Annotated in this window: 20 protein-coding genes; 7 read left to right on the top strand and 13 right to left on the bottom strand. The window is 67.9% G+C overall.

Translation table 11 applies throughout. From position 1 onward, the window contains the following. Window positions 1-81: 81 nt before the first annotated feature. From IEX50_RS11620 to IEX50_RS11595, 6 genes are all read right to left on the bottom strand, one after another. Window positions 82-627 (bottom strand): hypothetical protein, encoded by a 546-nt coding sequence (locus tag IEX50_RS11620; RefSeq protein WP_157176068.1) that lies wholly within the window; start codon window positions 625-627, stop codon window positions 82-84. Window positions 628-640: 13 nt separating this feature from the next. Beyond that, window positions 641-1,930, bottom strand: a complete 1,290-nt coding sequence (locus IEX50_RS11615) for an adenylosuccinate synthase (RefSeq protein WP_157176067.1) — start codon at window positions 1,928-1,930, stop codon at window positions 641-643. A gap of 70 nt (window positions 1,931-2,000) precedes the next feature. Next, the gene (locus IEX50_RS11610; protein WP_157176066.1) at window positions 2,001-3,104 is read right to left on the bottom strand and encodes an ATP phosphoribosyltransferase regulatory subunit; all 1,104 of its coding nucleotides are present in this window, start codon (window positions 3,102-3,104) and stop codon (window positions 2,001-2,003) included. Beyond that, complete coding sequence (locus IEX50_RS11605; protein WP_157176065.1) at window positions 3,101-3,571, bottom strand: endonuclease domain-containing protein; 471 nt, start codon at window positions 3,569-3,571, stop codon at window positions 3,101-3,103. Before IEX50_RS11605 ends, IEX50_RS11610 begins: the two co-directional genes overlap by 4 nt. A gap of 133 nt (window positions 3,572-3,704) precedes the next feature. Further along, a complete protein-coding gene (serA, locus tag IEX50_RS11600; RefSeq protein ID WP_157176064.1) occupies window positions 3,705-5,279 on the bottom strand; it encodes a phosphoglycerate dehydrogenase in 1,575 nt (524 codons plus the stop codon). A gap of 143 nt (window positions 5,280-5,422) precedes the next feature. Further along, on the bottom strand, window positions 5,423-6,556 hold the full coding sequence (locus tag IEX50_RS11595; RefSeq protein WP_157176063.1) for a phosphoserine transaminase: 1,134 nt from the start codon (window positions 6,554-6,556) through the stop codon (window positions 5,423-5,425). Window positions 6,557-6,980: 424 nt separating this feature from the next. Between IEX50_RS11595 and IEX50_RS11590 the strand changes: the two genes are divergently transcribed. The 3 genes from IEX50_RS11590 (at window position 6,981) to IEX50_RS11580 (ending at window position 10,581) form a co-directional block, all read left to right on the top strand. Further along, a complete protein-coding gene (locus IEX50_RS11590) occupies window positions 6,981-8,558 on the top strand; it encodes a SulP family inorganic anion transporter (RefSeq protein ID WP_157176062.1) in 1,578 nt (525 codons plus the stop codon). Beyond that, the gene (locus tag IEX50_RS11585) at window positions 8,555-9,193 is read left to right on the top strand and encodes a carbonic anhydrase (protein ID WP_157176061.1); all 639 of its coding nucleotides are present in this window, start codon (window positions 8,555-8,557) and stop codon (window positions 9,191-9,193) included. Before IEX50_RS11590 ends, IEX50_RS11585 begins: the two co-directional genes overlap by 4 nt. 92 nt (window positions 9,194-9,285) lie before the next feature. Then, the gene (locus IEX50_RS11580) at window positions 9,286-10,581 is read left to right on the top strand and encodes an Hsp70 family protein (RefSeq protein ID WP_157176060.1); all 1,296 of its coding nucleotides are present in this window, start codon (window positions 9,286-9,288) and stop codon (window positions 10,579-10,581) included. 20 nt (window positions 10,582-10,601) lie between these two features. Here the strand turns inward: IEX50_RS11580 and IEX50_RS11575 are convergent, their stop codons facing one another. From IEX50_RS11575 to IEX50_RS11560, 4 genes are all read right to left on the bottom strand, one after another. Further along, window positions 10,602-11,102 carry a L,D-transpeptidase family protein gene (locus tag IEX50_RS11575; protein ID WP_157176059.1) on the bottom strand — a complete coding sequence of 167 codons (501 nt, stop codon included), beginning with the start codon at window positions 11,100-11,102 and terminating at the stop codon, window positions 10,602-10,604. Continuing rightward, on the bottom strand, window positions 11,099-12,118 hold the full coding sequence (gene ribA / locus IEX50_RS11570) for a GTP cyclohydrolase II (protein WP_229673963.1): 1,020 nt from the start codon (window positions 12,116-12,118) through the stop codon (window positions 11,099-11,101). The genes IEX50_RS11575 and ribA overlap by 4 nt, the downstream gene beginning before the upstream one ends. 47 nt (window positions 12,119-12,165) lie before the next feature. Continuing rightward, window positions 12,166-12,960: an exodeoxyribonuclease III gene (locus IEX50_RS11565; protein ID WP_157176057.1), complete on the bottom strand. Its 795-nt coding sequence runs from the start codon at window positions 12,958-12,960 to the stop codon at window positions 12,166-12,168. Between the two features lie 406 nt (window positions 12,961-13,366). Beyond that, entirely contained in the window at window positions 13,367-13,972 is a 606-nt protein-coding gene (locus IEX50_RS11560) for a LolA family protein (RefSeq protein ID WP_157176056.1), read from the bottom strand. 246 nt (window positions 13,973-14,218) lie between these two features. Between IEX50_RS11560 and IEX50_RS11555 the strand changes: the two genes are divergently transcribed. Further along, window positions 14,219-15,136 (top strand): manganese catalase family protein, encoded by a 918-nt coding sequence (locus tag IEX50_RS11555; RefSeq protein ID WP_157176055.1) that lies wholly within the window; start codon window positions 14,219-14,221, stop codon window positions 15,134-15,136. 77 nt (window positions 15,137-15,213) lie between these two features. Here IEX50_RS11555 and IEX50_RS11550 read toward each other — a convergent pair whose 3' ends face one another. Then, on the bottom strand, window positions 15,214-17,559 hold the full coding sequence (locus IEX50_RS11550; RefSeq protein ID WP_229673931.1) for an FtsK/SpoIIIE family DNA translocase: 2,346 nt from the start codon (window positions 17,557-17,559) through the stop codon (window positions 15,214-15,216). A gap of 193 nt (window positions 17,560-17,752) precedes the next feature. On the opposite strand from IEX50_RS11550, the gene IEX50_RS11545 reads away from it, so the two are divergent. From IEX50_RS11545 to IEX50_RS11535, 3 genes are all read left to right on the top strand, one after another. Further along, complete coding sequence (locus tag IEX50_RS11545) at window positions 17,753-18,970, top strand: FAD-dependent monooxygenase (protein ID WP_157176190.1); 1,218 nt, start codon at window positions 17,753-17,755, stop codon at window positions 18,968-18,970. Between the two features lie 368 nt (window positions 18,971-19,338). Further along, the gene (locus IEX50_RS11540) at window positions 19,339-20,352 is read left to right on the top strand and encodes an SDR family oxidoreductase (protein WP_157176054.1); all 1,014 of its coding nucleotides are present in this window, start codon (window positions 19,339-19,341) and stop codon (window positions 20,350-20,352) included. Then, on the top strand, window positions 20,349-21,368 hold the full coding sequence (locus IEX50_RS11535; RefSeq protein ID WP_184075220.1) for a patatin-like phospholipase family protein: 1,020 nt from the start codon (window positions 20,349-20,351) through the stop codon (window positions 21,366-21,368). Before IEX50_RS11540 ends, IEX50_RS11535 begins: the two co-directional genes overlap by 4 nt. A 40-nt stretch (window positions 21,369-21,408) precedes the next feature. On the opposite strand, the gene IEX50_RS11530 is transcribed toward IEX50_RS11535, so the two are convergent. Both IEX50_RS11530 and IEX50_RS11525 read right to left on the bottom strand, forming a co-directional pair. Continuing rightward, window positions 21,409-22,221 (bottom strand): APH(3')-I family aminoglycoside O-phosphotransferase, encoded by an 813-nt coding sequence (locus IEX50_RS11530; protein ID WP_157176052.1) that lies wholly within the window; start codon window positions 22,219-22,221, stop codon window positions 21,409-21,411. Window positions 22,222-22,321: 100 nt separating this feature from the next. Then, window positions 22,322-25,051, bottom strand: coding sequence for a TonB-dependent receptor domain-containing protein (locus IEX50_RS11525; RefSeq protein ID WP_157176051.1), 2,730 nt, complete (start codon window positions 25,049-25,051; stop codon window positions 22,322-22,324). Between the last annotated feature and the right edge of the window lie 31 nt (window positions 25,052-25,082).

Here is a 25,082-nt window from a genome sequence, read left to right as displayed (position 1 = left end):
CGCTCGAATGGCTTGGGGTTGCGCCAAGCCAAGCCCCCCACCCAACCCTCCCCCCGTTGGGGGAGGGCTAAAGTGACACGGTTACTCCAGCGTCGGCCGGTGCATCCGCCACCCGACCCAGAAGATCGCGGCATACACCGCCAGCGCGCGGAAGCCGCCGGGGACGCCGGCCAGGTAGGTCGCGCCGAGCAGCAGCGCGCCGGCCAGCGCGATGATCTGGACCTGCGGATCGTAGAGCCGTTCGACCAGCACACCGAACACGTAGCTGCCCGCGACCGCGTTGATCGCCAGCCACATGTAGGACCCTTGCGTGTCCAACGTGCCCGCGAGCGGCATCTTCACCGTCGCGAAGCCGCGCATCGACGCGGGGAAGCAGTCCGCCGCGAGGTGGAAACCGATGCCGAGCGCCAGGCCGGCGGCGACCGGATGCAGCCGGCGATCGGCCATGCAGAGCAGCACCACGAGCAGGCTGTGGGTCAGCGCACTGCGATGGCGGAGCAGCGGCACGAACTGGTCCACGTCCGGGAACGTCAGCCCGGCCAGCGCCGCGAGCGCCAGCGCGCCGAGTCCCACGAGCGGGACCGGCACGAACCAGCAGAGAGCCAGCGCGATGGCCAGCAACGACAATGATGTGATGGCGTCAGTCCTGGAACGGATCGCGGACGAGGATGGTGTCGTCGCGTTCCGGGCTGGTCGACACAAGCGCCACCGGGCAGCGGATCAGTTCTTCGACACGGCGGATATACTTGATCGCCTGCGCCGGAAGGTCGGCCCAGCTGCGCGCCCCGGCGGTCGATTCGGACCAGCCCTCGATCGTTTCGTAGATCGGCTTCACCCGCGCCTGGTCGTTCGGGTGCGGCGGGAGATAGTCGTAGTGCCGGCCGTCGAGGTCGTAGCCGGTGCAGATCCGCAGTTCCGCGAACCCGTCGAGCACGTCGAGCTTGGTCAGCGCGATGCCGGTGATGCCGGACACGGCCGCGGACTGCCGGACGAGCACCGCGTCAAACCAGCCGCAGCGGCGCTTGCGGCCCGTGACGGTGCCGAACTCATGGCCGCGCTCACCCAGCCGCGTGCCGGTCTCGTCCTCCAGCTCGGTCGGGAACGGGCCGGAGCCGACGCGCGTGGTGTAGGCCTTGACGATGCCGAGCACGAAGCCGGGCGCGCTTGGGCCGAGGCCGGTACCCGATGCGGCGGTGCCGGCGACGGTGTTGGACGAGGTGACGAACGGGTAGGTGCCGTGATCGACATCGAGCAGCACGCCCTGCGCGCCTTCGAACAGGATGCGCTTGCCCTGCGCGCGCGCCTCGCCCAGCGTCCGCCAGACGGGGCTGGCGAAGGGCAGGATGACGTCGGCGATCTCGGCCAGGTCGGCAAGCAGCCGGGCGCGGTCGATCGGCGGTTCGCCGAACCCGGCGCGCAGTGCGTCGTGATGCGCGAGCAGGCGGTCGAGCTGCGGCCCGAGATCGTCCAGATGGGCGAGGTCGCACACCCGGATCGCGCGGCGGCCGACCTTGTCCTCGTACGCCGGGCCGATGCCGCGGCGGGTGGTGCCGATCTTGCCGGCGCCCGACGCATCCTCGCGCAGACCGTCCAGGTCGCGGTGGAACGGCAGGATCAGCGGGCAGGTTTCGGCAATCTGCAAATTGTCGGGCGTGATCCGCACGTCCTGCGCAGCGAGCTTGGCCACCTCGTCCCGGAAATGCCAGGGGTCGAGCACGACGCCGTTGCCGATGACGCTGAGCGTGCCGCGGACGATGCCGGACGGCAGCAGCGACAGCTTGTAGACCTTGCCGTCGACGACCAGCGTGTGGCCGGCATTGTGGCCGCCCTGGAACCGCACGACGATGTCGGCGCGTTCGGCCAGCCAGTCGACGATCTTGCCCTTGCCTTCATCGCCCCACTGGGCGCCGATGACGGTGACGTTGGCCATGCTCGGTAAGTCCTGTTCGTTGCCGGGTGCCCGCCCGTTAAGTCGCGGCGGACAAGAGTAAAGGCGGGCCTTAGAGCGGTTCGGGGACCGCGCCAACCATCCGGTGCGTGCAACCGACGGGAAGATCGTCGTCGGTCAGCGCAGCGATCGTGGTCCAGCCTTCGCGGCGCAGCGCCCGGGCGGCGGCGGGGTCGGCGCCGACGGGCACGAACACGCGGCGCGACGGTTCCTGGCCGAGCCCGGCATCGACCAGCGGATCGATGTAGAGCGAGAAGCCCACGGCGGGTTCGGCGGTGCCGTCCGCATGGAGGATGGCGTAGGAGCCGCCGCGGCCGACCTCGCCGCGCAGACCGGATGCGAACAGCGAGAAGCCGATGAGGCTCTGATATTCGAAGCCCTGCCGCTCGGTCGGGTCGAGCGTGAACGTGACGCGGCCGTCGAGCGCGTCGGTGATCTGCGCGATGGCATCGATCCGCTGGTCGAGGATCTCCCAGCGGCTGAGCGCGCGGAGCCGGGCGAGGGCCGCGGGCAGCGGGCCGGCGGCCTCGAGCAGCGGGAGATAGTCCGCCGCACCGATCCCGGCGAGCGCGCCTGCGTCGCGGGCGTCGAGAGCATCACGGAGCGCGGCGAGCCGCTCGGTGGGGACGGGCAGCGGCCCGGCGGCGAGCGTTTCGACGAGGTCGGGCAGAGTGAGGTCGATCGTGATGCCGGTGACGCCGGCCGCCTCCATCGCCTCGATCGCGACACGCAGCACCTCGACGATCGCGGGGACGGCGGCGGTGCCGATCAGTTCTGCGCCGGCCTGCGTGAGTTCGCGCTCGGGGCGAAGCTGCGTCGCGCGGAGTTTCAGGACCGGGCCGCCATAGGCGAGCCTCAGCGGGCGCGGGCGGTGGCCGAGGCGCGTGGCGGCGATGCGGCCGACCTGGCCGGTGATGTCCGGGCGGAGTGCCAACGTGCGTTGCGACACGGGGTCGACGAAGCGCAGCAGGTCCTGACGGCGTGCGCTCTTGAGGCGGCCGACCAGTTCCTCCTCATATTCCGCAAGCGGGGGGGAGACGCGGTCGTAACCGTGCCGCCCGATCGCGACGATGACGCGGTGGAGCAGGCGCGATGCGGCCTCGGCCTGGGGCGGGAGGCGGTCGCGGAGACCTTCGGGGAGGAGGCCGTTGGTCATTGGTCGCGTCCTTTGGGGCTGCGCTGCGTCAGGCCAAGCCCCCCACCCCAACCCTCCCCCCGATGGGGGGAGGGAGCCTTCTGAAGCCCTCCCCCCATCGGGGGGAGGGTTGGGTGGGGGGCGTCACTGGACGCAAGCTCGCAGGCGATCGCCTCCAAAACGCCGGGCAGGTTGGTCATCACGTCGGCGTTGGTGAAGCGGAGCACCCGGTAGCCCTGTCGTTCGAGAAAAGCGGTTCGGGCGGCGTCATACGCGACTTGGGTCGCATGTGTATCCCCGTCGAGTTCGATCGCGAGTTTTGCTCGGCGTGAAACGAGATCGAGGATGTAGGGGCCAACTAGTATCTGGCGGGTGAATTTGGTGGCGGGTTGGGATTGGCGGAGGGATTGCCAGAGCTTTTGTTCGGCGGGGGTGGGGGTGTGGAGCATGGTTCGGGCGCGGGATTTCAGGATGGGGTCTTGTTGCATTGTCCCCGCTCCGTTGCGTCCAGTGAAGCCCCCCCCACCCAACCCTCCCCCCGGTGGGGGGAGGGCTAAGCAGGCTCCCTCCCCCCACCGGGGGGAGGGTTGGGGTGGGGGGCTTAGGCTTGACCGAACCGTGTCAGAACCGCAGCGTCTTCGCCACTTTCACGCCCGGCAGCGCCTGCACCTGCGCCAGCACCTTTTCCGACAGCGCGGAGTCGACCGACAACAGCACGACCGCTTCGCCGCCCGCGGCGCGGCGGCCGAGGTGGAAGGTGCCGATGTTAATGCCGGCCTCACCAAGCGCGCCGCCGAGGCGGCCGATGAAACCGGGGGCGTCCTCGTTCACGACGTAGAGCATCGTGCCGGCGAGGTCGGCTTCGATCTTCACGCCGAAGATGTCGACCAGGCGTGGTTCGGAGTTGGCGAACAGCGTGCCGGCGACGGCGCGTTCGCCGTTCGGGGTGGTGACGGTGACCTGGACCTGCGTCGCATAGTCGCCCTCGCGGTCGTGGCGGACTTCGCGGACGTCGAGGCCGCGTTCCTTGGCAAGGCTGGGCGCGTTCACCATGTTCACCGTGTCGGAATAGACCCGCATCAGGCCGGCCAGCACCGCGCCGGTGATCGGCTTCTGGTTGAGGTCCGCCGCGGCGCCCTCGGTCTCGATCGACACCGCGGTGATCTCGCCCTCGAGCTGGCCGACCAGGCTGCCGAGCCGTTCGGCGAGCGCCATGTAGGGCTTGAGCTTGGGCGCTTCTTCCGCCGACAGGCTGGGCATGTTGAGCGCGTTGGTGACGCCGCCGGACATCAGGAAGTCGGCCATCTGCTCGGCGACCTGGATCGCGACGTTGACCTGGGCTTCCGTCGTCGATGCGCCGAGATGCGGCGTAGAGACGAAGTTGGGCGTGCCGAACAGCGGCGATGCCTTGGCCGGTTCTTCCACGAACACGTCGAGGGCCGCGCCGCCGACCTGGCCGCTGTCCATCGCGGCCTTGAGCGCGACTTCGTCGATCAGGCCGCCGCGGGCGCAGTTGATGATCCGGACGCCGCGCTTGGTCTTGGCCAGCGCCTCGGCCGACAGGATGTTGCGCGTCGAATCGGTGAGCGGCGTGTGGAGCGTGATGAAGTCGGCGCGCGCGAGCAGCTCGTCGAGCGTGACCTTCTCGATCCCCAGTTCGATCGCGCGTTCCGGGGTGAGGAAGGGATCGAACGCGACGACCTTCATCTTCAGCCCGCGCGCGCGATCCGCGACGATCGAGCCGATATTGCCGGCACCGATCAGGCCGAGCGTCTTGGACGTCAGCTCGACGCCCATGAAGCGGTTCTTCTCCCACTTGCCGGCCTGCGTCGAGGCGTCGGCCTCGGGCAGCTGGCGGGCGAGCGCGAACATCAGCGCGATGGCGTGTTCGGCGGTGGTGATCGAGTTGCCGAACGGCGTGTTCATGACGACGACGCCGGCGGCCGATGCGGACGGGATGTCGACATTGTCGACGCCGATCCCGGCGCGGCCGACGACCTTGAGGTTCGTCGCGGCGGCGAGGACGTCCTTGGTGACCTTGGTCGAGGAGCGGATCGCGAGGCCGTCATACTCGCCGATCATGGCGATCAGCTCGTCCTTGGTCTTGCCGGTGATCTCGTCGACCTCGACCCCGCGTTCGCGGAAGATCTGGGCGGCGCGGGGATCCATTTTGTCGGAGATGAGGACTTTTGGCATGGGGGGTTCCTTCGCTCCCTCCCCCCACCGGGGGGAGGGCTGGGGAGGGGGGATTTTCTGGGTGGATCGGTGGAGGCGGCGTCGCGTCAGGCCACGCCCCCCACCCACCCCTCCCCCCGGTGGGGAGAGGGGTTAGAAGAAGCTTAGGCGGTCGCTTGCGCGTAGGCCCAGTCGAGCCAGGGGCCGAGCGCTTCGATGTCGGCGGTGTCGACGGTGGCGCCGCACCAGATGCGCAGGCCGGGGGGCGCGTCGCGGTAGGAGCCGAGATCGTAGGCGGCGTCTTCCGCCTCGAGCAGGCTCACCATCTTCTTCTCGATCGCGGTGGCCGCGTCGTCGGACAGGCCGGCGAACTTCAGGCAGACGCTGGTGTTCGAACGGATCGCCGGGTCGGCGGCGAGATGTTCGATCCAGGGCGTGCGCTGCACCCAGGCATCCAGCGCCGCGGCGTTGCGGTCGGCGCGCGCGAACAGTTCGGGCAGGCCGCCGATCGACTGCGCCCATTCCAGGCTGGCGATATAGTCCTCGGTCGCGAGCATCGAGGGGGTGTTGATCGTCTCGCCCTTGAACAGGCCCTCGATCAGCTTGCCCTTGGCGGTCAGCCGGAAGATCTTCGGCAGCGGGCGGTCGGGCACGTAGCTTTCGAGCCGCTCGACCGCGCGGGGGCTGAGGATGAGCATGCCGTGGCCGCCCTCCGACCCCATGACCTTCTGCCAGGAAAAGGTGGTGACGTCGCACTTCGCCCAGTCGATCGCCTGCGCGAAAACGGCGGAGGTGGCGTCGTTGATCGTCAGCCCGGCGCGGTCGGCGGCGATCCAGTTGCCGTTCGGCACGCGGACGCCGGAGGTGGTGCCGTTCCAGGTGAAGACGAGATCGTGCGCCGGGTCTATGCTCCCCAAGTCGGGCAGTTCGCCGTAGGGGGCGGTGACGACGACGGGGTCGATCTTGAGCTGCTTGACCGCGTCGGTCACCCAGCCTTCGCCGAAGCTTTCCCAGGCGGCGACGGTGACGGGGCGCTGGCCCAGCATCGTCCACATCGCCATTTCGACGGCACCGGTGTCGGACGCGGGCACGATCGCGATGCGGTAGTCGGCGGGGACGCCGAGGATCTCGCGCGTGAGGTCGATCGCCTTGGCGAGGCGCGCCTTGCCGATCTTGGACCGGTGCGAGCGGCCGAGCGATTCGGTGGCGAGGGTATCGGGGGACCAGCCCGGCGGTTTCGCGCAGGGGCCGGACGAGAAAAACGGACGCGCAGGTGCGGCGTCGGGACGTGCAGTCATGTAGTCTCTCCTCACAGAGAGCACGCGCCGCGTTGGGGCGGCGTGGCCCGTCGCGGGGTTTAGGGACTGGGGTGGGGGTGTCAAGCGGGTTGCTGGACGTTGGGGTGGTGCCAGTCACGCCGAAAACCGGTCTTCCGGTCTGACGTGTCCCCGCGGACGCGGGGATCCAGGTTGGTTTGGGGCGGTGAGGTTCGGGGTGGGTTCAAGCTGGACCCCCGCATCCGCGGGGGAACGTGTGTAGTGAGGCCCGGTCGCCCCAAGCCACTCACCCTCTCCCAACCCTCTCCCCGGGGGGAGAGAGCCTTTCTGTCGCGTTGGCGTCGGGTGCTCGAATTGTAAGGAAGTATGTCTCGCGGTGGTCGGGGGTCGCGTGGGGGTTCTTGGGTGGCGTAGGGACTGTCGATTGGTAGCTAAGGAACTCCACGTGACGGCACCCGGTCTGTTCAAGAGCTGGCGGAGCGATTTGCCGGCGTCGATCGTGGTGGCGCTCGTCGCGTTGCCGCTGTGTCTGGGCGTGGCGCTGGCATCCGGCGCACCGTTGTTCGCCGGCGTGATTTCGGGCGTGGTCGGCGGAATCGTCATCGGGTTCATGAGCCGGTCGCCGCTGTCGGTCAGCGGGCCGGCCGCCGGGCTGACCGCGATCGTGCTGAGTGCGATTGAGGCGATGCCGACTTACCAGACCTTCCTGCTTGCAGTGATGCTGGCGGGCATGATCCAGATCGGGTTCTCGCTGACGCGCGGCGGCGTGCTGGCGGAGTTCGTGCCGACCTCGGTCATCACGGGCATGCTGGCGGCGATCGGCATCATCCTGATCCTGAAGCAGTTTCCGCACGCGATCGGTTACGACGGCGATTACGAGGGCAGCTTTCGCTTCTTCCAGGAGGACGGGCGCAACACGCTGTCGACGATCGCCTATACGATCCGCGAGGAGACGCTGGCCGGCCCGACCTGGATCGCGCTCATCTCGATCGTCTTCCTGTTCTGGTGGGAAAAGGCTAAGCCCAAGAAGGGCTGGCTGAAGCTGCTGCCCGGACCGCTCGTGGTGGTGGTGTTCAGCATCGTGGCGAACATGTTCTTCCAGCGCGTGATGCCGCAGATCGCGGTGCAGCAGACCCATCTGGTGAACGTGCCGGTCAGCGCGTCGCCGGCGGAGTTCTTCGGCCTGCTCCAGCTGCCCGATTTCACCGCGATCGGTTCGGGGCTGGTGTGGACCACGGCGCTGACGCTGGCGATCGTCGCGAGCCTCGAGTCGCTGCTGAGCGTGAAGGCGGTCGACGAGATCGATCCGAAGCGCCGCGTGACCGACAAGAATCGCGAGCTCCTGGCGCAGGGCACGGGCAACATCGTGTCGGGCCTGCTCGGCGGCATCCCGGTGACGTCGGTGATCGTACGCAGTTCGGCCAACGTCGATTCGGGCGCGGACAGCAAGCTGTCGACGATCCTCCACGGTTTCTGGCTGCTGTTGAGCGTCGTCACGATCCCGTTCGTGCTCAACATGATCCCGCTCGCCGCACTGGCCGCGATCCTGATCCAGACCGGCTACAAGCTGACCAAACCGGCGCTGTATTTCCAGCGGTACAAGCAGGGGTATCGCCAGTTCGTGCCGTTCTTCGTCACGGTCGTCGCGATCCTGTTCACCGATCTTCTCGAGGGGATCGCGATCGGGCTGGCCGTCGGCTTCGTGTTCGTGATCGCGCGCAATTTCCGGCAGGTGATCAGCTATGTCGAGACGCCCGAGGCGTGCATGGTGCGGGCGCGGCGCGACCTGTACTTCATCCACAAGCCGCAGTTGCAGGCGGCGCTGGCGCGCGTGCCGGACGGCCGCGACGTGCTGATCGACCTGTCGAGCACGACCTATGTCGACGAGGACAATATCGACATCATCAATTCGTTCATCAAAGGCGCGCCGTACCGCGACATCGCCGTGCTGGTGAAGGGTGACCTGTCGGGCCGCAGCGCGCGGCAGATTTCGGCGCCGATCAAGGAAGTGCGGTTCGCATGAAGGAATCCCAGCAGCTGATCCTGTCCAACATGGCGTGGGCGGCGGAACAGCATCATTTCGATCCGGACTTCTTCACGCGGCAGATCCGCGGGCAGCGGCCGGAATTCCTGTGGATCGGCTGTTCCGACAGCCGCGTCGCGCCCGACCAGATCACGCAGTCGCCGCCCGGCGGGCTGTATATCCACCGCAACATCGGCAATCTGGTGTACGGCAGCGACCTGAACCTGATGGCGGTCGTGCAATATGCGATCGACGTGCTGGAGGTGAACGACGTCATCCTGTGCGGCCATTATGGCTGCAGCGGCATCGTCGCCGCGCTGGACGACAGCGCGAAGGGACCGACCCACGACTGGCTGTCGAACCTGCGGACCGTGTACGACGATCACCGCGCGGAGATCGATGCGCTGCCCGACCGCGAGTCCAAGGTGAACCGGCTGGTCGAGTATAACGTCCGGGCGCAGCTGATCCATCTGGCCGCGACGCCGCCGGTGGCCGGGGCGTTCGCGGCAGGGCGCCGGCTGACGTTGCACGGCTGGGTCTACGACCTGCGCGACGGGCTGCTGAAGCCGTTGATGGATATTAACGCGGCGAGCGACCTGCGGGCGCTGGCGAAGCTGGAGAGCGTGCTGCTCTAGAAACGTTGCCGGTCCGGCCGTGAGAGGCTGGTCGCGCGGATCGGTTGCCTGTAGGAGCGCCGGCCATCCAGAGCAGCCGGGACCGTATTTATATGACCGCCACCGACAGGCCAGCGGCGCTGGGGATCGATTTCGGGACGACGAACAGCGTGGTCGCGCTGGCCGGTGCGGCCGGGACGGCCGAGCTGGTCCCGTTCGGGAACCGCGGGGCGGTGTTCCGCTCCGCTTTGTGTTTCTGGCAGGACGAGGCGGCGCGCGGCGGGCTGGCGGTGGAGGCCGGGCCATGGGCGATCGACGAATATCTCGACGATCCGCAGAACAGCCGTTTCCTGCAATCCTTCAAGTCCGTCGCGGCGAGCGCGAGTTTCGAGACGGCGTCGGTGTTCGACCGGCGATACCGGTTCGAGGAGCTGGGCCGGACGTTCCTCGACCGGTTGGTCGCGCATGGCGGCGGGCGGCTCGATGCGCCGCGGCCGGACCGGATCATCGTCGGGCGGCCGGTGGAATATGCCGGGGCGCGGCCCGATGCCGCGCTGGCCCGGACGCGCTACGACGCGATGTTCGCCGAGCTGGGCCAAGCGGTGCACTATGTCTACGAACCGCTGGGCGCGGCGTTCAGCTATGCCGCGCGGCTGACGCATGCCGCGACGATCCTTGTGGCGGATTTCGGCGGCGGTACGAGCGATTTCTCGGTGGTGCGCGTGGCGGCACCGGGGGCGGCGCGACGCTGCGAGCCGCTGGGTCATGCCGGCATCGGGATTGCGGGCGACCGGTTTGATTACCGGATCGTCGACCGGCTGGTTCTGCCGATGCTCGGCAAGGGCGGGCAGTATCGTTCGTTCGGCAAGACGCTGGAGGTGCCGCGGAGCTATTATGCGGACTTCGCCGATTGGTCGCGGCTGGCGCTGATGCGCAACCGCCGGACGCTGGACGAGCTGGCCAAACTGGCCAAGGCGGCGGTCGATCCCGCGGCGATCGGCCGGATGATCGCGGTGATCGAGAACGAGCTCGGCTACACGCTCTACGACGCGGTGGGGGCGTGCAAGCGTGCGCTGTCGATGGCGGACAGCGCGCCGTTCCGGTTCCACGGCGGCGGTGTGGATATCGAGGCGGTGGTGACGCGGGGCGAGTTCGAGGGCTGGATCGCGGAGGATCTGGAGCGGATCGCGGCGACGGTGGACCGCGCGCTGGCGGCGTCGGGGGTGCCGGCGGATGCGATCGACCGGGTGTTCCTGACCGGCGGGTCGTCGCTGGTGCCCGCGGTGCGTGCGATCTTCGACGCACGGTTCGGCAGCGACCGGATCGCGACCGGCGACGAGCTGACCGCGATCGCGCACGGGCTCGCGCTGATCGGGCAGGAAGAGGATGTCGCGGCCTGGGCTGCCTGAGTTCGTGTGAGCGGTAGTGGCTAGCCGATGACGAGCGGGTCGCCCTGCCGGAGCGTCAGGAGCAACCAGAGAAGCGCGTCCCGATCGACCGCGACGCAGCCTTCGGTCGGATGGTCGGCGTTGCGGCAGTGGAGGAAGATCGCGCTGCCGAGGCCGGGGGCGGGGGGCGTGTCGTTGTGGCCCAGGACGACGATGACGTCGTAAAGGCCGTCGTCGCGCCAGAGCCGTTCGGCGGAGAAGCGGTGCGGGTGGGTGACCGGTCGGTTGTAGACCGGGTCGCGAATGTCGTCGCTCCAGCCATCCAGCGCGCCGATCCAGCGCCAGGGGAGCGTGACGCCGGCGGGGAGCGAGACGCGGTCACGGCGCAGCAGGGCCGCGCGGATCGGCCAGGTGCCGAAGGGCGTGCAGCCGTCGCCTTCGCGCTTGTCCGGAGCGTCGCAGGCGCCGCTGCGGCCGATGGTGCAGGCGATCGTCCGGCCGGCCGCGGTCAGGGTCAGCGCAGCGGTGTCGACCCGGATCACAGCTGGTGGCCGGTCCGGTCGCGTTTGGTGGCGAGATAGTCGTGGTTGTGCGGGTTGGACGCGACGATGTGCGGCACCCGTTCGGCCACCACGATGCCCGCGGCTTCCAGCCCGGCGACCTTGGCGGGGTTGTTGGTCAGCAGCCGGACGGTGTCGATGTTGAGCAGCGCCAGCATCCGCGCCGCGACGCCGAAGTCGCGCGAGTCGACCGCGAAACCGAGGCGGAGATTGGCGTCGACCGTGTCGAACCCCTGATCCTGCAGGGCATAGGCACGCAGCTTGTTGATCAGGCCGATGCCGCGCCCTTCCTGCCGCAGATAGAGCAGCACGCCCCAGCCGGAGGCGGCGATGGCGGCGAGCGCGGCGTCGAGTTGCGGTCCGCAATCGCATTTGAGCGAGCGGAGCACGTCGCCGGTCAGGCATTCGCTGTGCAGCCGGACGAGCGGCGAGCGGCCGTCGGGCGTGCCGATGAGCAACGCGACATGGTCGGTCGGGTCGTCGGGGGTGCGGAACGCGACGATCTCGGCGGTCTCGGCGGCCGCGACCGGCAGGCGCGCGCGTGAGGCGATGGCGAGGTTTGCGGGGGCGGCGAACTCGGTCACGTCGGCGACGGTGACGTCGGCATTGTCGGTCGCAGGGAGCAGGAAGAAGGCGGGCAACATGCCGGCGCGGCGCGCGAGCTCGAGCGCCGCCTCCGCCGCGGTGACGGGGCCGAGCGGGGTGGCGGGGAAAGGGCCCTTGAACGGGGTCGCCAGGTCCATCTGCGGATCGGCGAGCGCGACAGCGGTTTCGAAATCGAGCCAGGGCGTGCGGGTCAGCAGGACCGGGCGGGCCATGTCGCCGGCGGCGCGCTGGTTGCCGAGTTTCAGCGTGGTCGCGCGCGAGGGGGAGAGCAGCACGCCGGCCTGGCCGTCCGGGTCGAACGTGGCGAGGCGGTCGCGGTCGGCGCTTTCGATCGCGAGCAGGCGGATCGCGCCGTCGTCGCCCGCGACGGTGACCGGCCAGCCGCGACGCATCGCGTCGATCGCGCGAGCGGCGGCACGCGGGTCGCTCCCCAATTCGCTCACAGTTCGAACTCGGTCACGAGCGGGACGTGGTCGGAGGGTTTGAGCCAGTCGCGGCATTCGTCGTGGACGCGGTGCGCGACCGCCTTGGCCGCAACGTCCGCGGTGGCCCACATATGGTCGAGCCGCCGGCCGCGGTTCGACGCGCGCCAATCGATCGCGCGGTAGCTCCACCAGGTGAACAGCGGGGCGGGGGCCGGCACGAACGTCCGCCCGATGTCGACCCAGTTGCCGGCCGCCTGCAACCGGTCGAGCGCCGCGACCTCGATCGGCGTGTGGCTGACCACGTCGAGCAGCTGCTTGTGGCTCCAGACGTCGCATTCGAGCGGGGCGACGTTGAAGTCGCCCACCAGCAACGTCGGTTCGGCGACGGTCTCGGACCAGCGCGTCATGCGTTCGAGGAAGTCGAGCTTCTGCCCGAATTTCGGGTTCACTTCGCGGTCCGGCACATCACCGCCGGCGGGCACGTAGACATTCTCGATCCGGATGCCGCATTCGAGCACCGCGCCGATGTGGCGTGCCTCGCCATTGTCCTGCCAGTCGTGACGCAGGTCGGCGGACAGCGGGATGCGGCTGAGGATCGCGACGCCGTGGTGCATCCGCTGGCCGTTCAGGACATGGTGGGTGTAGCCGAGCGCACTGAACGGGGCGGCCGGGAAGGTGTCGTCGACGACCTTGGTTTCCTGAAGGCAGAGGATGTCGATCGACTGGTCGGTCAGGAACTGCTGCACGATATCGAGTCGTGCCCGCACCGAATTGATGTTCCACGATGCGATCTTGATGCGGTCGGCCATGCCGCGATGTAGCGACGCGGTGGGCGGGGCGCCAGTGGAGGTGTTGCTTAGGCTGCGCGTTCCGTCGAGGCCAATGTGGCGGCGGTGTTGGCCGTCTCGGCTGCGCTCGACGGGACCCGCGACTTCGCTCGGGATGGACGGGTAGGGCAAGGGGATCAGACCGGGCCGCAGGACCGCAAGCGGGACGCGCGCGCCGGACGCGGGCACCCGCGGAGGACCTTTTCCAACAAACATGAAAAGGCCCCCGCTCCGGGGGCATGGAGCGAGGGCCGACCTAGCGTTCGTCACGCAGGCGGGGTACGGAGCCTGACCGGATAACAGGGGGAAAACCCGGGGCGGCTCCGCAACCGCAGGACCTTCTATAGACCTTCTTCCTGTCGCCTGGATGAACGGACGGGACGGTCCGTCAGCCGCGCGGACCGGCTCGCCGCGGGCTGATCCAGCGGAACAGCCGATCGTCGACCGGGCCGTTGAATCGTTGGTTGCTGAGCCGCACCGCGGACCTGTTGCCCTGCGCATCGAGCGTGGACCAGCCCATCAGCGCGAGGCCTCCGGGCGCCGATGCGACGCGGTCGAACGCGATCGTGGTCGTGCCGAATTCGGGATGTTTCGGATCGCGCGCCTCGACCAGCAGCATACGCGGGGTCGGGCTGGGCACCACCTTTGCCACGCGACTTAGGTCTTTGGACGGATCGAGCAGGACGGATAGCGGCGAATTGCCGATCGGCCAGCGCGATTCCTGGCGGACGGACGAGTCGTAGACGGTCAGCGCCTTGCCATCGCCGACGATCGTGAGCGGCGAGCCCTTCTGATACTGGAACCGCACCTTGCCCGGCCGCTTCATGCTGAGCACGCCGCCGACCGATTTGCCGGCGCGGTCGGTCTGGATGAAGTTCGCGGTCATGGTGGTGACCGCACGGAGATGCTGCGACACCTGCGTGAGCGGGGCGGCCTGGGCAAAGACGGCGGCGGGGGCCATCAAGGCGACGGCGATCAGGGCGGGGCGGAACATGCGGTCTCCAGTCGGGAAAGGTCGTGTCGCGACGTCAGATGACGGGTCGCGGTTGAATGCGCTCTGAACCCGCCGAGTTCCACCGGGGGGCATTTCCGTCATGGACTTTACGCAAATATCCGGGCGTGCCGAATATGGGGTGAGTCGTCCGAATATTTCCGGCAATCGACCCAACATAGGTCAATTAGCGAAACCAAAGCGAGTTTAGATTGGTTAAATCGGCTCCTCCTTCAAAAGGTACGACCCATGTTCATGCGTGTCGACAAGCTTCAAGCCAATCTTCCTGCGCCTAAGGCGAAGGATCCGAATGCAGCCGCAGCATTGCAGGAATTGCTGGGCGGCAAATATGGCGAGATGTCCACGCTGGGCAACTATATGTTCCAGAGTTTCAACTTCCGGTCGAAGAGCAAGCTCCGCCCGTTCTACAGTTTGGTCGCGTCGATCACGGCAGAAGAACTGGGCCACGTCGAGCTTGTGTCGAACGGCGTCGCGATGCTGGCGAACGGGCCGGACGGCGACGATACCGGTGACGGCGGCGACATCTCGGGCGCACCGTTCGAGGACATGACCGATATCCGCCTGGCGGCATCGTTCCTGTCGAACGGCGGCGGCGTGACCCCGGTGAACAGCAACGGCGCGTCGTGGAACAATGATTTCATCACGACGACCGGCAACGTCATCACTGACCTGCTGCACAATTTCCACCTCGAATGCGGCGCGCGCCTTCATAAGCTGCGCGTGTATGAGACGCTGACCGATCCGACGGGTCGCGAAGTGTGCGGCTACCTGCTCGTCCGCGGTTCGGTGCATGCGCATAGCTACGCGCTGGCGATCCAGAAGCTGACCGGTGTCGACCTGAAGAAGATGCTGCCGACGCCGAACATCAACCTGGACCGTATTCCGGAATGCCAAAAGTATCTAGACGAGGGTTCGCACCGTCGCCTCTATACGTTCAGCCCGGACGATTATCAGGACATGGCCGGCATCTGGAGCAACGACGAGGTCGCGCTCCCCGGTGATCCGCCGGGCAATCTGGAAGTCGTGCGCGGCATGCCGGACGGTGGCAAGATCCACCAGTTGGCCGGTGTCCCTTGCGCTTTCACGCCGGATTACGCACCTGAAGAGATGTACGAGATCGCAGCCAAGCTGACCAAGCTGGTCTGATCCCGCACTAATCTGACAAAAAGGCCCGGGGCGGACTATCATGGTCCGCCCCGGGCTTTTTTTGTGTCGTGCGGAGATCAGCCGAGGATGCGGGGCAGGTCCTCGGGTTCGACCTGAACCTCGCGCCGGCCGACATGGTCGGGCTGGCTGATGATCGCTTCCTTTTCCATCCGCTCGATCAGGCGCGCGGCGCTGTTGTAGCCGACGCGTAGCTGGCGTTGCAGCCAGCTGGTCGAGGCCTTCTTGTTCTCCACCACCAGCTGGACCGCGCGGTGGTAGACCTGCGTCTCGGGATCGTCGGGGCCGACCGGCGCACCTTCCATGGCGTAGCCGCCGTCCTCGGGCTCCTCGGTCACGCTCTTGATATAGTCTGGCTGGCCCTGTGCGCGCCAGAAGTCGGCGACCGCGCGGACCTCCTCGTCGCTGACGAACGGGCCGTGGACGCGCGCGATCTGCTTGCCGCCGGGCATGTAGAGCATGTCGCCCTTGCCGAGCAGCTGTTCGGCGCCCTGTTCGCCGAGGATGGTACGCGAATCGATCTTGCTGGTGACCTGGAAGCTGATCCGGGTCGGCAGGTTCGCCTTGATGACACCGGTGATGACGTCGACCGACGGGCGCTGCGTCGCCATGATCAGGTGGATGCCGGCCGCGCGTGCCTTCTGCGCCAGCCGCTGGATCAGGAATTCGACCTCCTTGCCGGCGGTCATCATGAGGTCGGCCAGCTCGTCGACGATCACGACGATCTGCGGCAGGACCTCATATTCGAGCTTCTCCTCCTCGTAGATCGGCGTGCCGGTCTCCGCATCGTAGCCGGTCTGCACCTTGCGACCGAGCGGCTGGCCCTTGGCCTTGGCCTGGCGCACCTTGTCGTTGAACGAACCGAGCCCGCGGACGCCGACCGACGCCATCATGCGGTAACGTTCCTCCATCTGCTCCACCGCCCATTTGAGCGCGCGGATCGCCTTGGGCGGATCGGTGACAACAGGGGACAGGAGATGCGGGATATCGTCGTAGATCGACAGTTCGAGCATCTTCGGATCGATCATGATCATGCGGCACTGCGTCGGGGTCAGCCGATAAAGCAGCGACAGGATCATGCAGTTCAGCCCGACCGACTTGCCCGACCCGGTCGTGCCGGCCACGAGCAGGTGGGGCATCGGCGCGAGATCGGCGATCACCGGGTCGCCCGCAATGTTCTTGCCCAGGATGATCGGCAGTTGCGCCTGCTGGTCTTCGAAGCCCTGCGACGCCACCAGTTCGGACAGCACGACCATATCGCGTTTCTGGTTGGGCAGTTCGATGCCGATCACCGTGCGACCGGGGATCACCGCGACACGCGCGGACAGCGCGGACATGTTGCGCGCGATATCGTCGGCCAGCGCGATGACGCGGCTGGCCTTGATCCCCGATTCGGGTTCGAGTTCGTACATCGTCACGACCGGGCCGGGCCGGATCTCGACGATCTGACCCTTCACCTTGAAATCGTCGAGCACCGATTCGAGCAGGCGGGCATTGCGTTCCAGCGCAGCGCGGTCGATCGGGACGCCAGTCGGCGGCGGCGGCGGGGTGAGAAGGTCGAGCGGCGGCAGTTCGTAGGTGTTGTCGCGCAGGTCGAGCTTGGTCTGGGTCTGCGCCTTGCGTGCCGGGGCGGGAGCCATCGCCGGTTCGGTGATGACGGGCGGTGCGCGGCCGTCGGGCACCGCCACGGGGCGCGGCGGGCGCGGGATCGGCACGACCAGTTCGTCGATCGGCATGCCGTCCTCACCCGTGTCCCCCATGTCGCGCGGGTCGATCGACCCGTCCGCGCGGACGCGGCGACGGCGGATGTTGCCGAGGAACGCGCGCTCGCCCGCCTGCAACGCCAGGCCGCGGACACAGACCGCGAGGCCGGCGGGCACGAGCAGCGCCATGATGCTGAGCCGCGCGATGCGGCCCACGTCCAGCCCCGGCAGCAGCCCGGTCAGTGCATCGACCGCGCTGGCGATCCCGATGCCGGCCATGCCGCCCCAGTCGGCCGGCAGCGATCCGCCCGCGCCGTTGCGGAACAATGTCAGCGCGCCGCCGAGCAGGACGATGCCGCCGACGGACAGCAGCAGCGACCGCTTCCACCGTCCGGCCGGCGCGCCGCGCCACAGCCGCAGCCCGGCGAGCAGGACGAGCGGCACGAGCAGCAGCGCGGGCAGGCCGAACAAAGTGAACAGGATGTCCGCGGTCCAGGCGCCGGGCGTGCCGAGCACGTTCTGGACCGGGCCGTCCGCCGCGGTGTTGAGCGACGGATCGCTGCCATGATAGCTGGCCATCGCGAAGCCCAGCGCCAGCGTCAGCGCGAGCAAAGCCGCCGCGCACGCCATGGTGCCGGATCGCACCGCCGCCGCTTTCGCCTGCGTACGCCACATCGTGGTCGCCACCCCATTGCTCGCCATGTCTCGATCCCGCCGCGCGTCCACCCGCGACCGGGCGATCGCCGGTCGTGCGTCTGGTCAAGGCGCCACCATGCGACGCGGGGCCGGATGCGGTCAAGGCGGGCGCCGGTCGGTCGCCCGTTCCGCCGGACCATTTGCCCCAACCCGCGGAAACCCGTTTCGCGGTTCGCGCGCACCGCCTACACTGGTGCGCATGGATACAGCGGACGTCATCATCCTCGGCGGCGGACTCGTCGGGCTCACTCTGGCCAGCGCGCTCGATGCGCATGGTTTGACCAGCATCGTGGTCGATCCGGCCGATCCGGCGGCGCAGGCAGCCGTCGGCTTCGACGGTCGCGCCTCCGCGGTCGCCAGCGCATCGTGGCGGATGTTGCAGGCGATCGGCGTGGCGGACCGGCTGGAGGGGCAGGGTTGCCCGATCCGCACGATCCGCGTGACCGACGGGCTGGTCGGCGGGCTGGCGTTCGATGCGGACCCGGCGGACGGTCCGCTCGGCATCATGTTCGAGAACCGCGTGCTGCGCGCCGCTTTGCGGGCCGCGGCGGTGGAGGCGGGCGGCGTCACGCTGCTGCAACCCGCGCGACCGGTTTCGACGGTGCGCGATGCGGCGGGGGTGCGCGTGACGGTGGAGGACGGGCGCGTTCTGTCCGCGCCGTTGCTGATCGCCGCGGAAGGGCGCGGATCGCCGACGCGCGAGGCGGCGGGCATCCGCGTCGCGCGCTGGAAGTATGACCATCACGCGATCATCGGCGGCATCCACCACGAACGGCCGCATGACGGCGTGGCGCACGAGATCTTCTACCCCGCCGGGCCGTTCGCGATCCTGCCGATGCGGGACGAGCCCGATGGGCGGCACCGGTCGGCGATCGTGTGGAGCGTGGCGGCGCGCGACGGGCCGGCGCTGCTCGGCCTGCCCGACCGGGCGTTCGCGGCGGAGGCGGAGAAGCGCATGGGCGGCCTGCTCGGCGCGATCACGACCAACGGCGCGCGGGCGTCCTATCCGCTCGGCTTCCACCATGCCGCGCACATCACGGGCGAGCGGCTGGCGCTGGTCGGCGATGCGGCACACGGCATCCACCCGATCGCGGGGCAGGGGCTGAACCTCGGCTTCCGCGATGTCGCGGCGCTGGTGCAGGTGCTGGTCGAGGCGGCGCGGCTGGGCATGGATCCGGGCGATGCGCAGTCGCTCGCGCGCTACGAACGCTGGCGCGCGCTCGATACCTTCCTTGTCGCGTCGACGACGGACGGGCTGACGCGGCTGTTCGGGCTCGGCGGGCGCACCGCGGCGACGGTGCGACGCTTCGGGCTGGCCGCGGTGCAGCGCATCCCGCCGCTGAAGGACCGCTTCATGGCGGAGGCGCGCGGCGAGAGCGGGGACTTGCCGGACTTGCTGGCAGGGCGGCTAGTTTAGTTCGACCTTTAGGCTTGGTCTTGGCTCCGTAGCATGCGCCTTACGTACCCACGCGAAGGCGGGGGTCCAGGTCCACACTCCGATCTGGATCCCCGCCTCCGCGGGAATACGGCAGCACGGTTAGGGGGTAAGTTGCCCCTACGCACGGCAAACCCACGTGGGTTTCTGATTACAAAACAGGTCATTCCATCGGCGAAGAGCTTGCCGACAACTCTAGAGCCAGTCCCGGCCTGCGCCAATTAATCAGTGATGGCAGCGTTATTGGCTGAATTACTGTTGATCTAAATCACTATCCGGATCGATCGCCTTCACCTTCCGTTGACTGGTCGACGTCGCCTCGCGCCCGAGCCGGCTGACGGAGACCCGATATGCCAATCAAACTCAAATCCCTTCGCGATCAGGTTATCGTCGTGACCGGCGCCACCAGTGGCAACGGCCTCGCGATCGTCGAGCAGGCGGTGCGTGCAGGGGCGGCCGTGCTCGCGGTTGCGCGTAACGAGGAGGCGCTGAATGCGATGCGGGAGCGGCTGGCCGCGGCGGGCGGTCGGATCGCGGTGTGCGTCGCCGATGTCAGCGACATGGCGGCGGTCGAGCGGGTCGCCGCCTTCGCGACGGAGGCGTTCGGGGGCTTCGACAGCTGGGTGAACAATGCCGGGATCGGGACCTACGGGACGCTCGATCAGGTGCCGGTGGCAGATCATCGCCGGGTGTTCGACGTGAATTATTTCGGGGCGCTGCACGGATCGCTGGTCGCGGCGCGCCATCTGCGCGTCCGGGGCGGCGGGGCGATCGTCAACGTGGGGTCGATCCTGGGCGACCGGTCGATCCTGCAACAGGGGCCCTATTGCGCGACGAAGCATGCGGTACAGGCGCTGACCGATACGTTGCGGATGGAACTGGAGCACGAGGGGGCTCCGATCTCGGTCACGCTGGTGAAACCGGGCGCGATCGACACGCCGTTCCCCGAACATGCGCGCAATTTCATGGACCAGCCGCCGCGCCTGCCGCCGCCGCTCTACGCGCCGTCGGTGGTCGCCGATGCGGTGCTGTTCGCCTGCGCACATCCGCGGCGGACGCTGTATGCGGGCGGCGGAGGGCTGGTGTCCGCAATGCTGGCGCAGGCCGCGCCGCGGATGACGGATTTCATCATGGAAGCGATTGGGACGGGCGCGCAGCAGAAGCCGGGCGATCCGGGTGACCCGGCGCGACGCGACAATCTGTACGAGCCGCGGGTCGATGCGCTGCGCGGGAGCCAGGACGTCCATGCGCGCAACTCGAGCATCGCGTTGCAGGTCCAGAAGGTGCCGTCCGCGGTGCTGCTCGGCGCACTCGGTCTGGGTGGCGCGCTCCTCTCGCTCGGCATTTGGAAGCGCGCGCGGTGACGGGCGCGGCGGCCCGCGACTTCGACGTCGTGCTGGTCCTGAGCGGCGGGAACGCGCTCGGGGCGTTCGAGGCCGGGGTGTACGAGGCGTTGCATGCGCAGGGCTTGCAGCCGGACTGGGTCGTGGGTGCGTCGATCGGGGCGATCAACGCCGCGCTGATCGTCGGGTCCGCGCCGGAGCAGCGGGTCGAGACGTTGCGTGCCTTCTGGCGGCCGGGTATGGTGCCGATCGCGGGGCTGCCGTGGATGACGTCGGCGATGGAAACCGGGCGGCGGACCGCTGCGGTCGGCTGGACGGCGATGGCGGGGCGGTCGGGCATCTTCGGTCCGCTGCTATCGTCGATGACGCCGTGGACCGACGATCGGCCGTCGATCTTCGAGACGAACCAGTTGAGCAGCACGCTGGCGCAACTGATCGATTTCGACCTCCTGAACGCCGGGCCCTGCCGGTTCACGGCGACCGCGGTCGATCTGCAGACCGGCGAGGACGTCGTGTTCGACAGTCGCGACCGGACGATCGGGCCGGATCATATCCGGGCGAGTGCGGCACTGCCGATCGCGTTTCCGCCGGTGGAGGTGGACGGGCGCTGGCACGTCGATGGCGGGCTGTCGGCGAACCTGCCGCTCGATCCCGTGCTGTCCGAGCCTTCGGCGCGGCTGGTGCTGTGCATCGCGGTCGACCTGTTGCCGCTTGGTGGTGCGGTACCGACGACGCTGGGCGAGGCGGCGAGCCGGATGCAGGACCTGATCTTCGCGGCGCAATCCCGCCGCACGATCGCGCGGTGGCAGGCGGTGCATGCGGGGCGCGAGGATGTGCGGATCGCGCTGCTGCGGCTGGCCTATACCGAGCAGGAGGAAGAGGTCGCGGGCAAGGCGCTCGACTTCTCGCCCGAGACGATCGAGCGGCGCTGGGCGGCTGGGCACCGTGCTGGGCTTGGCGCGGCTGAGCGGGTGGCGGAGGGGGCGCTGTCGATCGGGGCGGTCGGGCTGAACGTGGTTGGTGGCGGGGAGGGGTGATCCTGCCCGCGAGAACCTGCCCGAAATTGGGGGCCGTTGCCTAAAACAGCTCGTCGAGTAGCAGGTGGAAGTCGAGCTTGCGCTTGTCGGGTTCGGAGATGCCGTAGCTGCTGAACAGCCGGTCCTGGAGTGCCGGGCCGAACTCGCCGAGGCAGTTCCAGAGGATAGCGAGGTCCTGGTAGCGGTCGGCGATGCCGGTGCGGCCGACGTCGATGCAGCCGACCACGGCGCCGTCCTCAATCAGGATATTGTCCAGCGAGAAGTCGCCATGCGTGACGACGGGGTCGGGGGCCATGGGGAGCAGCGCCTGCATCGCGTCCCAGACGCGGTCGGCGGTCCAGCCGGTGCGCTCTTCGTCGAAGTCGTCGGTGTCGACGACGCCTGCGTCGATGCGGGCCTTCGCTTGGGACAGGCGGAAGCCGTGATCGGCGTTGAACGGGCAGGCGGCGGTCGGGATCGCGTGCAACTGGCGGAGGTACAGCGACAGTGCGGCGACGACGGCGGGGCGGTCGTCCGGGTGCGCGACGAGCATCTGATAGGCGGTCCGGCCGGGGATCGCCGTCATGAGCAGCCACGCTTCGTTGGGGGTGCGCAGGAAGGTTCGGACCCTGGGGACTTGGGAGTGGTCAGCGAGCCAACCGAGCCGGACCATCTCGTCCGTCACGTCATTAGCGACGGTGCCTCGGCCGTATTTCAGGAACAGGTCGGGCGCGCCGGTCTTGCCGTGGAGGCGGTGGACGGTGCCGCCGGACTCGCCGACCGTGTCGCGCGCCCAGGCGTATCCGGCCACGTCCGCGGCGATGCCCGACGGAAGCGATGGGGGCGGGCAGGGGTGTTCGCGTTCGACGTCCATCGCTGGACTCTAACTCCCATTCCCGAAGTGGCGAGGCCAAAGAAAACGGCCGGAGAGCGGGTGCTCTCCGGCCGGAAGGTGCGGGGAAGGGTCGGTCGGGTTAGAGCTTCACGCCCACGCCGAGCGAAAAGATACGGCCGAGGTCGTACTGGTTGATCAGGATCCGCTGATCGCCGAAGTCCTGCGATTCGCGGTAGTTGGTGCGCAGGAGGTTGCGCCCTTCCGCCTTGAATTCCAGCTGCGCGCCGTAGAATTCGAAGCCCTGGCGGACGACGAGGTCGAGCTTGACGCCCGGCCGCTCGACCAGGTCGGGCAGGCGGACGCCCGAGCTGACCGGGCCGCGTGCGGTGACGCGGTCGCTGGCGTAGTTGACCAGCAAGGTCACCTGCGAAAGCTTCGACGTATCTTCGAGACCAAGCTGGAAGTTCACCAGATGGTCAGACTGCCCGACGAGTGATGCGCCGTCGCGGAACAGCAGGTTGGCCTGCTGAAAACGCGGCGTTGTGCTCGACTGGATGGGATCGGGAACCAGTTCGTCGCCAGCCTTAATCTTCGACTTGGTGTACGAATAGTTGGCGACCAGAACGACGCGCCGCGTTGCGAAGAACGGGCCGCCGAAGGTGTCGAGCGGAATGTATTTCTGGAACTCGACCTCGCCGCCGTACAGCTGCGCTTCGGGGGCGTTCGAGAAACCGGTCTGGAGACGGCCATCGGACGTGAAGGCGGCGATGGCCTCAACCGGATCCTTGATCTTCTTGTAGAAACCGGCGGCGCTGAACCGCTGATCACGACCGAAGAACCATTCGTAGCGGGCTTCGGCGTTGTAGAGCTGCGAGTCGACCAGCAGCGGGTTGCCGATGAACTGGCGATCGGATTCGAAATCCTGGTAGATCTGCGCGGCCAGTTCGCGGAACTGCGGACGGGCCAGCGTCTTCGACCCGTGCAGGCGGAGCTGCATGTCGGGCACGAAATTCCAGGTAATGGTGGCTGCGGGCAGGAAATAGTCGTTGTCGAGATTGGTCGGCAGCGACGTGGTGCCGATCGGGTTGACCGTTTCGAGCGCCGTTTCGTAGCGGACACCGGCGGTAGCGCGCAGCGTGCTGCTCGCTTCCGCTTCGATCTGCGCATAGCCCGCATGAACACGCAGCGATGCCTCATATTCCGCCGCACCCTGCGCCGTCGAAGTGTTCTGCAGCGTGATGCCATATTGCTGGATGATGGCATCCGACAGCAGATAGTCGGGGCGCAGCTGCGACACGGTCTGGTTCAGCGGCGCCGCGTTGGGGCCGATATAGCGGAAGGTGAAGCGGCTGGAGGTCCGGTCCGTGTCGTTATAGGCGTAGCCCGCGGACAGCCGGATCGGCACAGCGCCGGTAATCTTGTAGCTGAGATCCGCCGCACCGCTCCACAGATCCTCGTTCAGGTCGCTGAACGCGACCGTTGCCGACTGGGTGCCGCTAAGGTTGTTAACATAGTCCTTCGCCAGCACGTTGTCGTACTGGTAGACGAAGGCCCGTTCGTAGGGAGATTTACGGAAGGTGTTGGCGTAACTGCCGCGGACGTCGAAACCGACATCGCCGAACTTGAATTCCCCGACGCCCTGCGTGGTGATGAGCTGACGTTCGAAGAAGTTGGTGTTCTGTTCGATCAGCGTCGGGATACCAGGGACGCCGGCGATGTTCACGTCCGTACCCGCGCCCAGCCGGCTCTGCTTCAGCGTATCGTGGATATAGACGTTGGTGAACCGGACGCGGTGATCGCCGAGCTCGGCACCGAAGCCGAGCAGGCCGTTCACGATCGTCCGGTTGTCGGTCAGGACGGTGCGAAAGTCGCGCTGAACATTGCCCTGCTGATCGTCGGTGGCCTGCTGGATCGCGTTGCGGGTGCGCCAGCTGTTGTCGTAGCCGGCCGACACGACCATGCCGATCCGACCGTCATCGATGTCCTTGGCCGTGCCGAAGTTCATGTCCGCCGAGAAGTTCGCGGGGACATCGGTGTTGCGGCGAAGCAGCGTGGTACGTGCGTTCGAGAGATTGAGGATCTCGTTCGAGCCGAGCGACGTACCATTGCGGCCGGCATCCTTGATGGCCTGCGGAACGTTCCGCTCCCCATCATCGTAGCCGAGGAAATCGGTGTCGCTGCCGTAATAGGTGTAGCCGAGCCGACCCGTGGTTTCGGTATCGACGCCGAGCGAGGTGCCGAACGCGAAGGTCGTCTTTTCCGGCACGGCGCGGGTCGTCAGGTTGATGACGCCGCCGCCGAATTCACCGGGATAGTTCACCGAGTAGCTTTTCTGGACGAGCGCGCTCGCCACGATGCTGGTCGGGAAGATGTCGAGCGGTACGACGCGGCGCAACGGTTCCGGCGATGGAAGCGGCGACCCGTTGAGCAGCGACGAGGAGTAGCGATCGCCGAGCCCGCGGACATAGACGAACCCGTTGCCGACGAGGCTGAGGCCGGTCACGCGCTGAAGCGCGCCGGCGATGTCCCCTTCGCCGGTGCGGGCGATGTCGGCCTGCGACAGGACCGACAGGACCTGCGACGTGTTGCGCACGACGTTGGGGATGTAACGCCCGGTGACGACGATGTCGCCTTCCTGCGTCGGGCCGGCTGATGGGCGGTTGGCGCCGCCTGGGGTGGAGATTTCGACGTCTTCTTCGACCTGGGCAGCGCTTTGCGGATCCGTGGCGGCGGGCGTCCCGGGTGCGCTGGACATGGCAGGAGTCGAGGACGTGCCACCGCCGCCGGACGCGGTCTGCGCGAGCGCCGCTGGCGTCACGAGCGTGGAGGTGAGGAGGAGAAGCGTTCCGTAGGCGAGCGGCTTGGTCATCATGGCATCCTGTCAGATCGGATATGCGCGA

Origin of the sequence: Sphingomonas prati (assembly GCF_014643515.1) — a bacterium.
In the GTDB taxonomy this organism is placed as follows: Bacteria; Pseudomonadota; Alphaproteobacteria; order Sphingomonadales; family Sphingomonadaceae; genus Sphingomonas_R; species Sphingomonas_R prati.
Note: the sequence above shows the minus strand (reverse complement) of the source record. Positions and strands in the feature narration are given on the sequence as shown.

Coding starts and splice junctions, on each gene's coding strand:
- IEX50_RS11615 (WP_157176067.1), bottom strand. CDS start 1,930: ATGGCCAACGTCACCGTCATCGGCGCCCAGTGGGGCGATGAAGGCAAG.
- IEX50_RS11610 (WP_157176066.1), bottom strand. CDS start 3,104: ATGACCAACGGCCTCCTCCCCGAAGGTCTCCGCGACCGCCTCCCGCCC.
- IEX50_RS11605 (WP_157176065.1), bottom strand. CDS start 3,571: ATGCAACAAGACCCCATCCTGAAATCCCGCGCCCGAACCATGCTCCAC.
- serA (WP_157176064.1), bottom strand. CDS start 5,279: ATGCCAAAAGTCCTCATCTCCGACAAAATGGATCCCCGCGCCGCCCAG.
- IEX50_RS11595 (WP_157176063.1), bottom strand. CDS start 6,556: ATGACTGCACGTCCCGACGCCGCACCTGCGCGTCCGTTTTTCTCGTCC.
- IEX50_RS11585 (WP_157176061.1), top strand. CDS start 8,555: ATGAAGGAATCCCAGCAGCTGATCCTGTCCAACATGGCGTGGGCGGCG.
- IEX50_RS11580 (WP_157176060.1), top strand. CDS start 9,286: ATGACCGCCACCGACAGGCCAGCGGCGCTGGGGATCGATTTCGGGACG.
- ribA (WP_229673963.1), bottom strand. CDS start 12,118: ATGCGTCGCGGCTGGCCGGTCACCGTCGCGGGCGACGACGGCGCGATC.
- IEX50_RS11565 (WP_157176057.1), bottom strand. CDS start 12,960: ATGGCCGACCGCATCAAGATCGCATCGTGGAACATCAATTCGGTGCGG.
- IEX50_RS11560 (WP_157176056.1), bottom strand. CDS start 13,972: ATGTTCCGCCCCGCCCTGATCGCCGTCGCCTTGATGGCCCCCGCCGCC.
- IEX50_RS11555 (WP_157176055.1), top strand. CDS start 14,219: ATGTTCATGCGTGTCGACAAGCTTCAAGCCAATCTTCCTGCGCCTAAG.
- IEX50_RS11550 (WP_229673931.1), bottom strand. CDS start 17,559: ATGGCGAGCAATGGGGTGGCGACCACGATGTGGCGTACGCAGGCGAAA.
- IEX50_RS11545 (WP_157176190.1), top strand. CDS start 17,753: ATGGATACAGCGGACGTCATCATCCTCGGCGGCGGACTCGTCGGGCTC.
- IEX50_RS11540 (WP_157176054.1), top strand. CDS start 19,339: ATGCCAATCAAACTCAAATCCCTTCGCGATCAGGTTATCGTCGTGACC.
- IEX50_RS11530 (WP_157176052.1), bottom strand. CDS start 22,221: ATGGACGTCGAACGCGAACACCCCTGCCCGCCCCCATCGCTTCCGTCG.
- IEX50_RS11525 (WP_157176051.1), bottom strand. CDS start 25,051: ATGACCAAGCCGCTCGCCTACGGAACGCTTCTCCTCCTCACCTCCACG.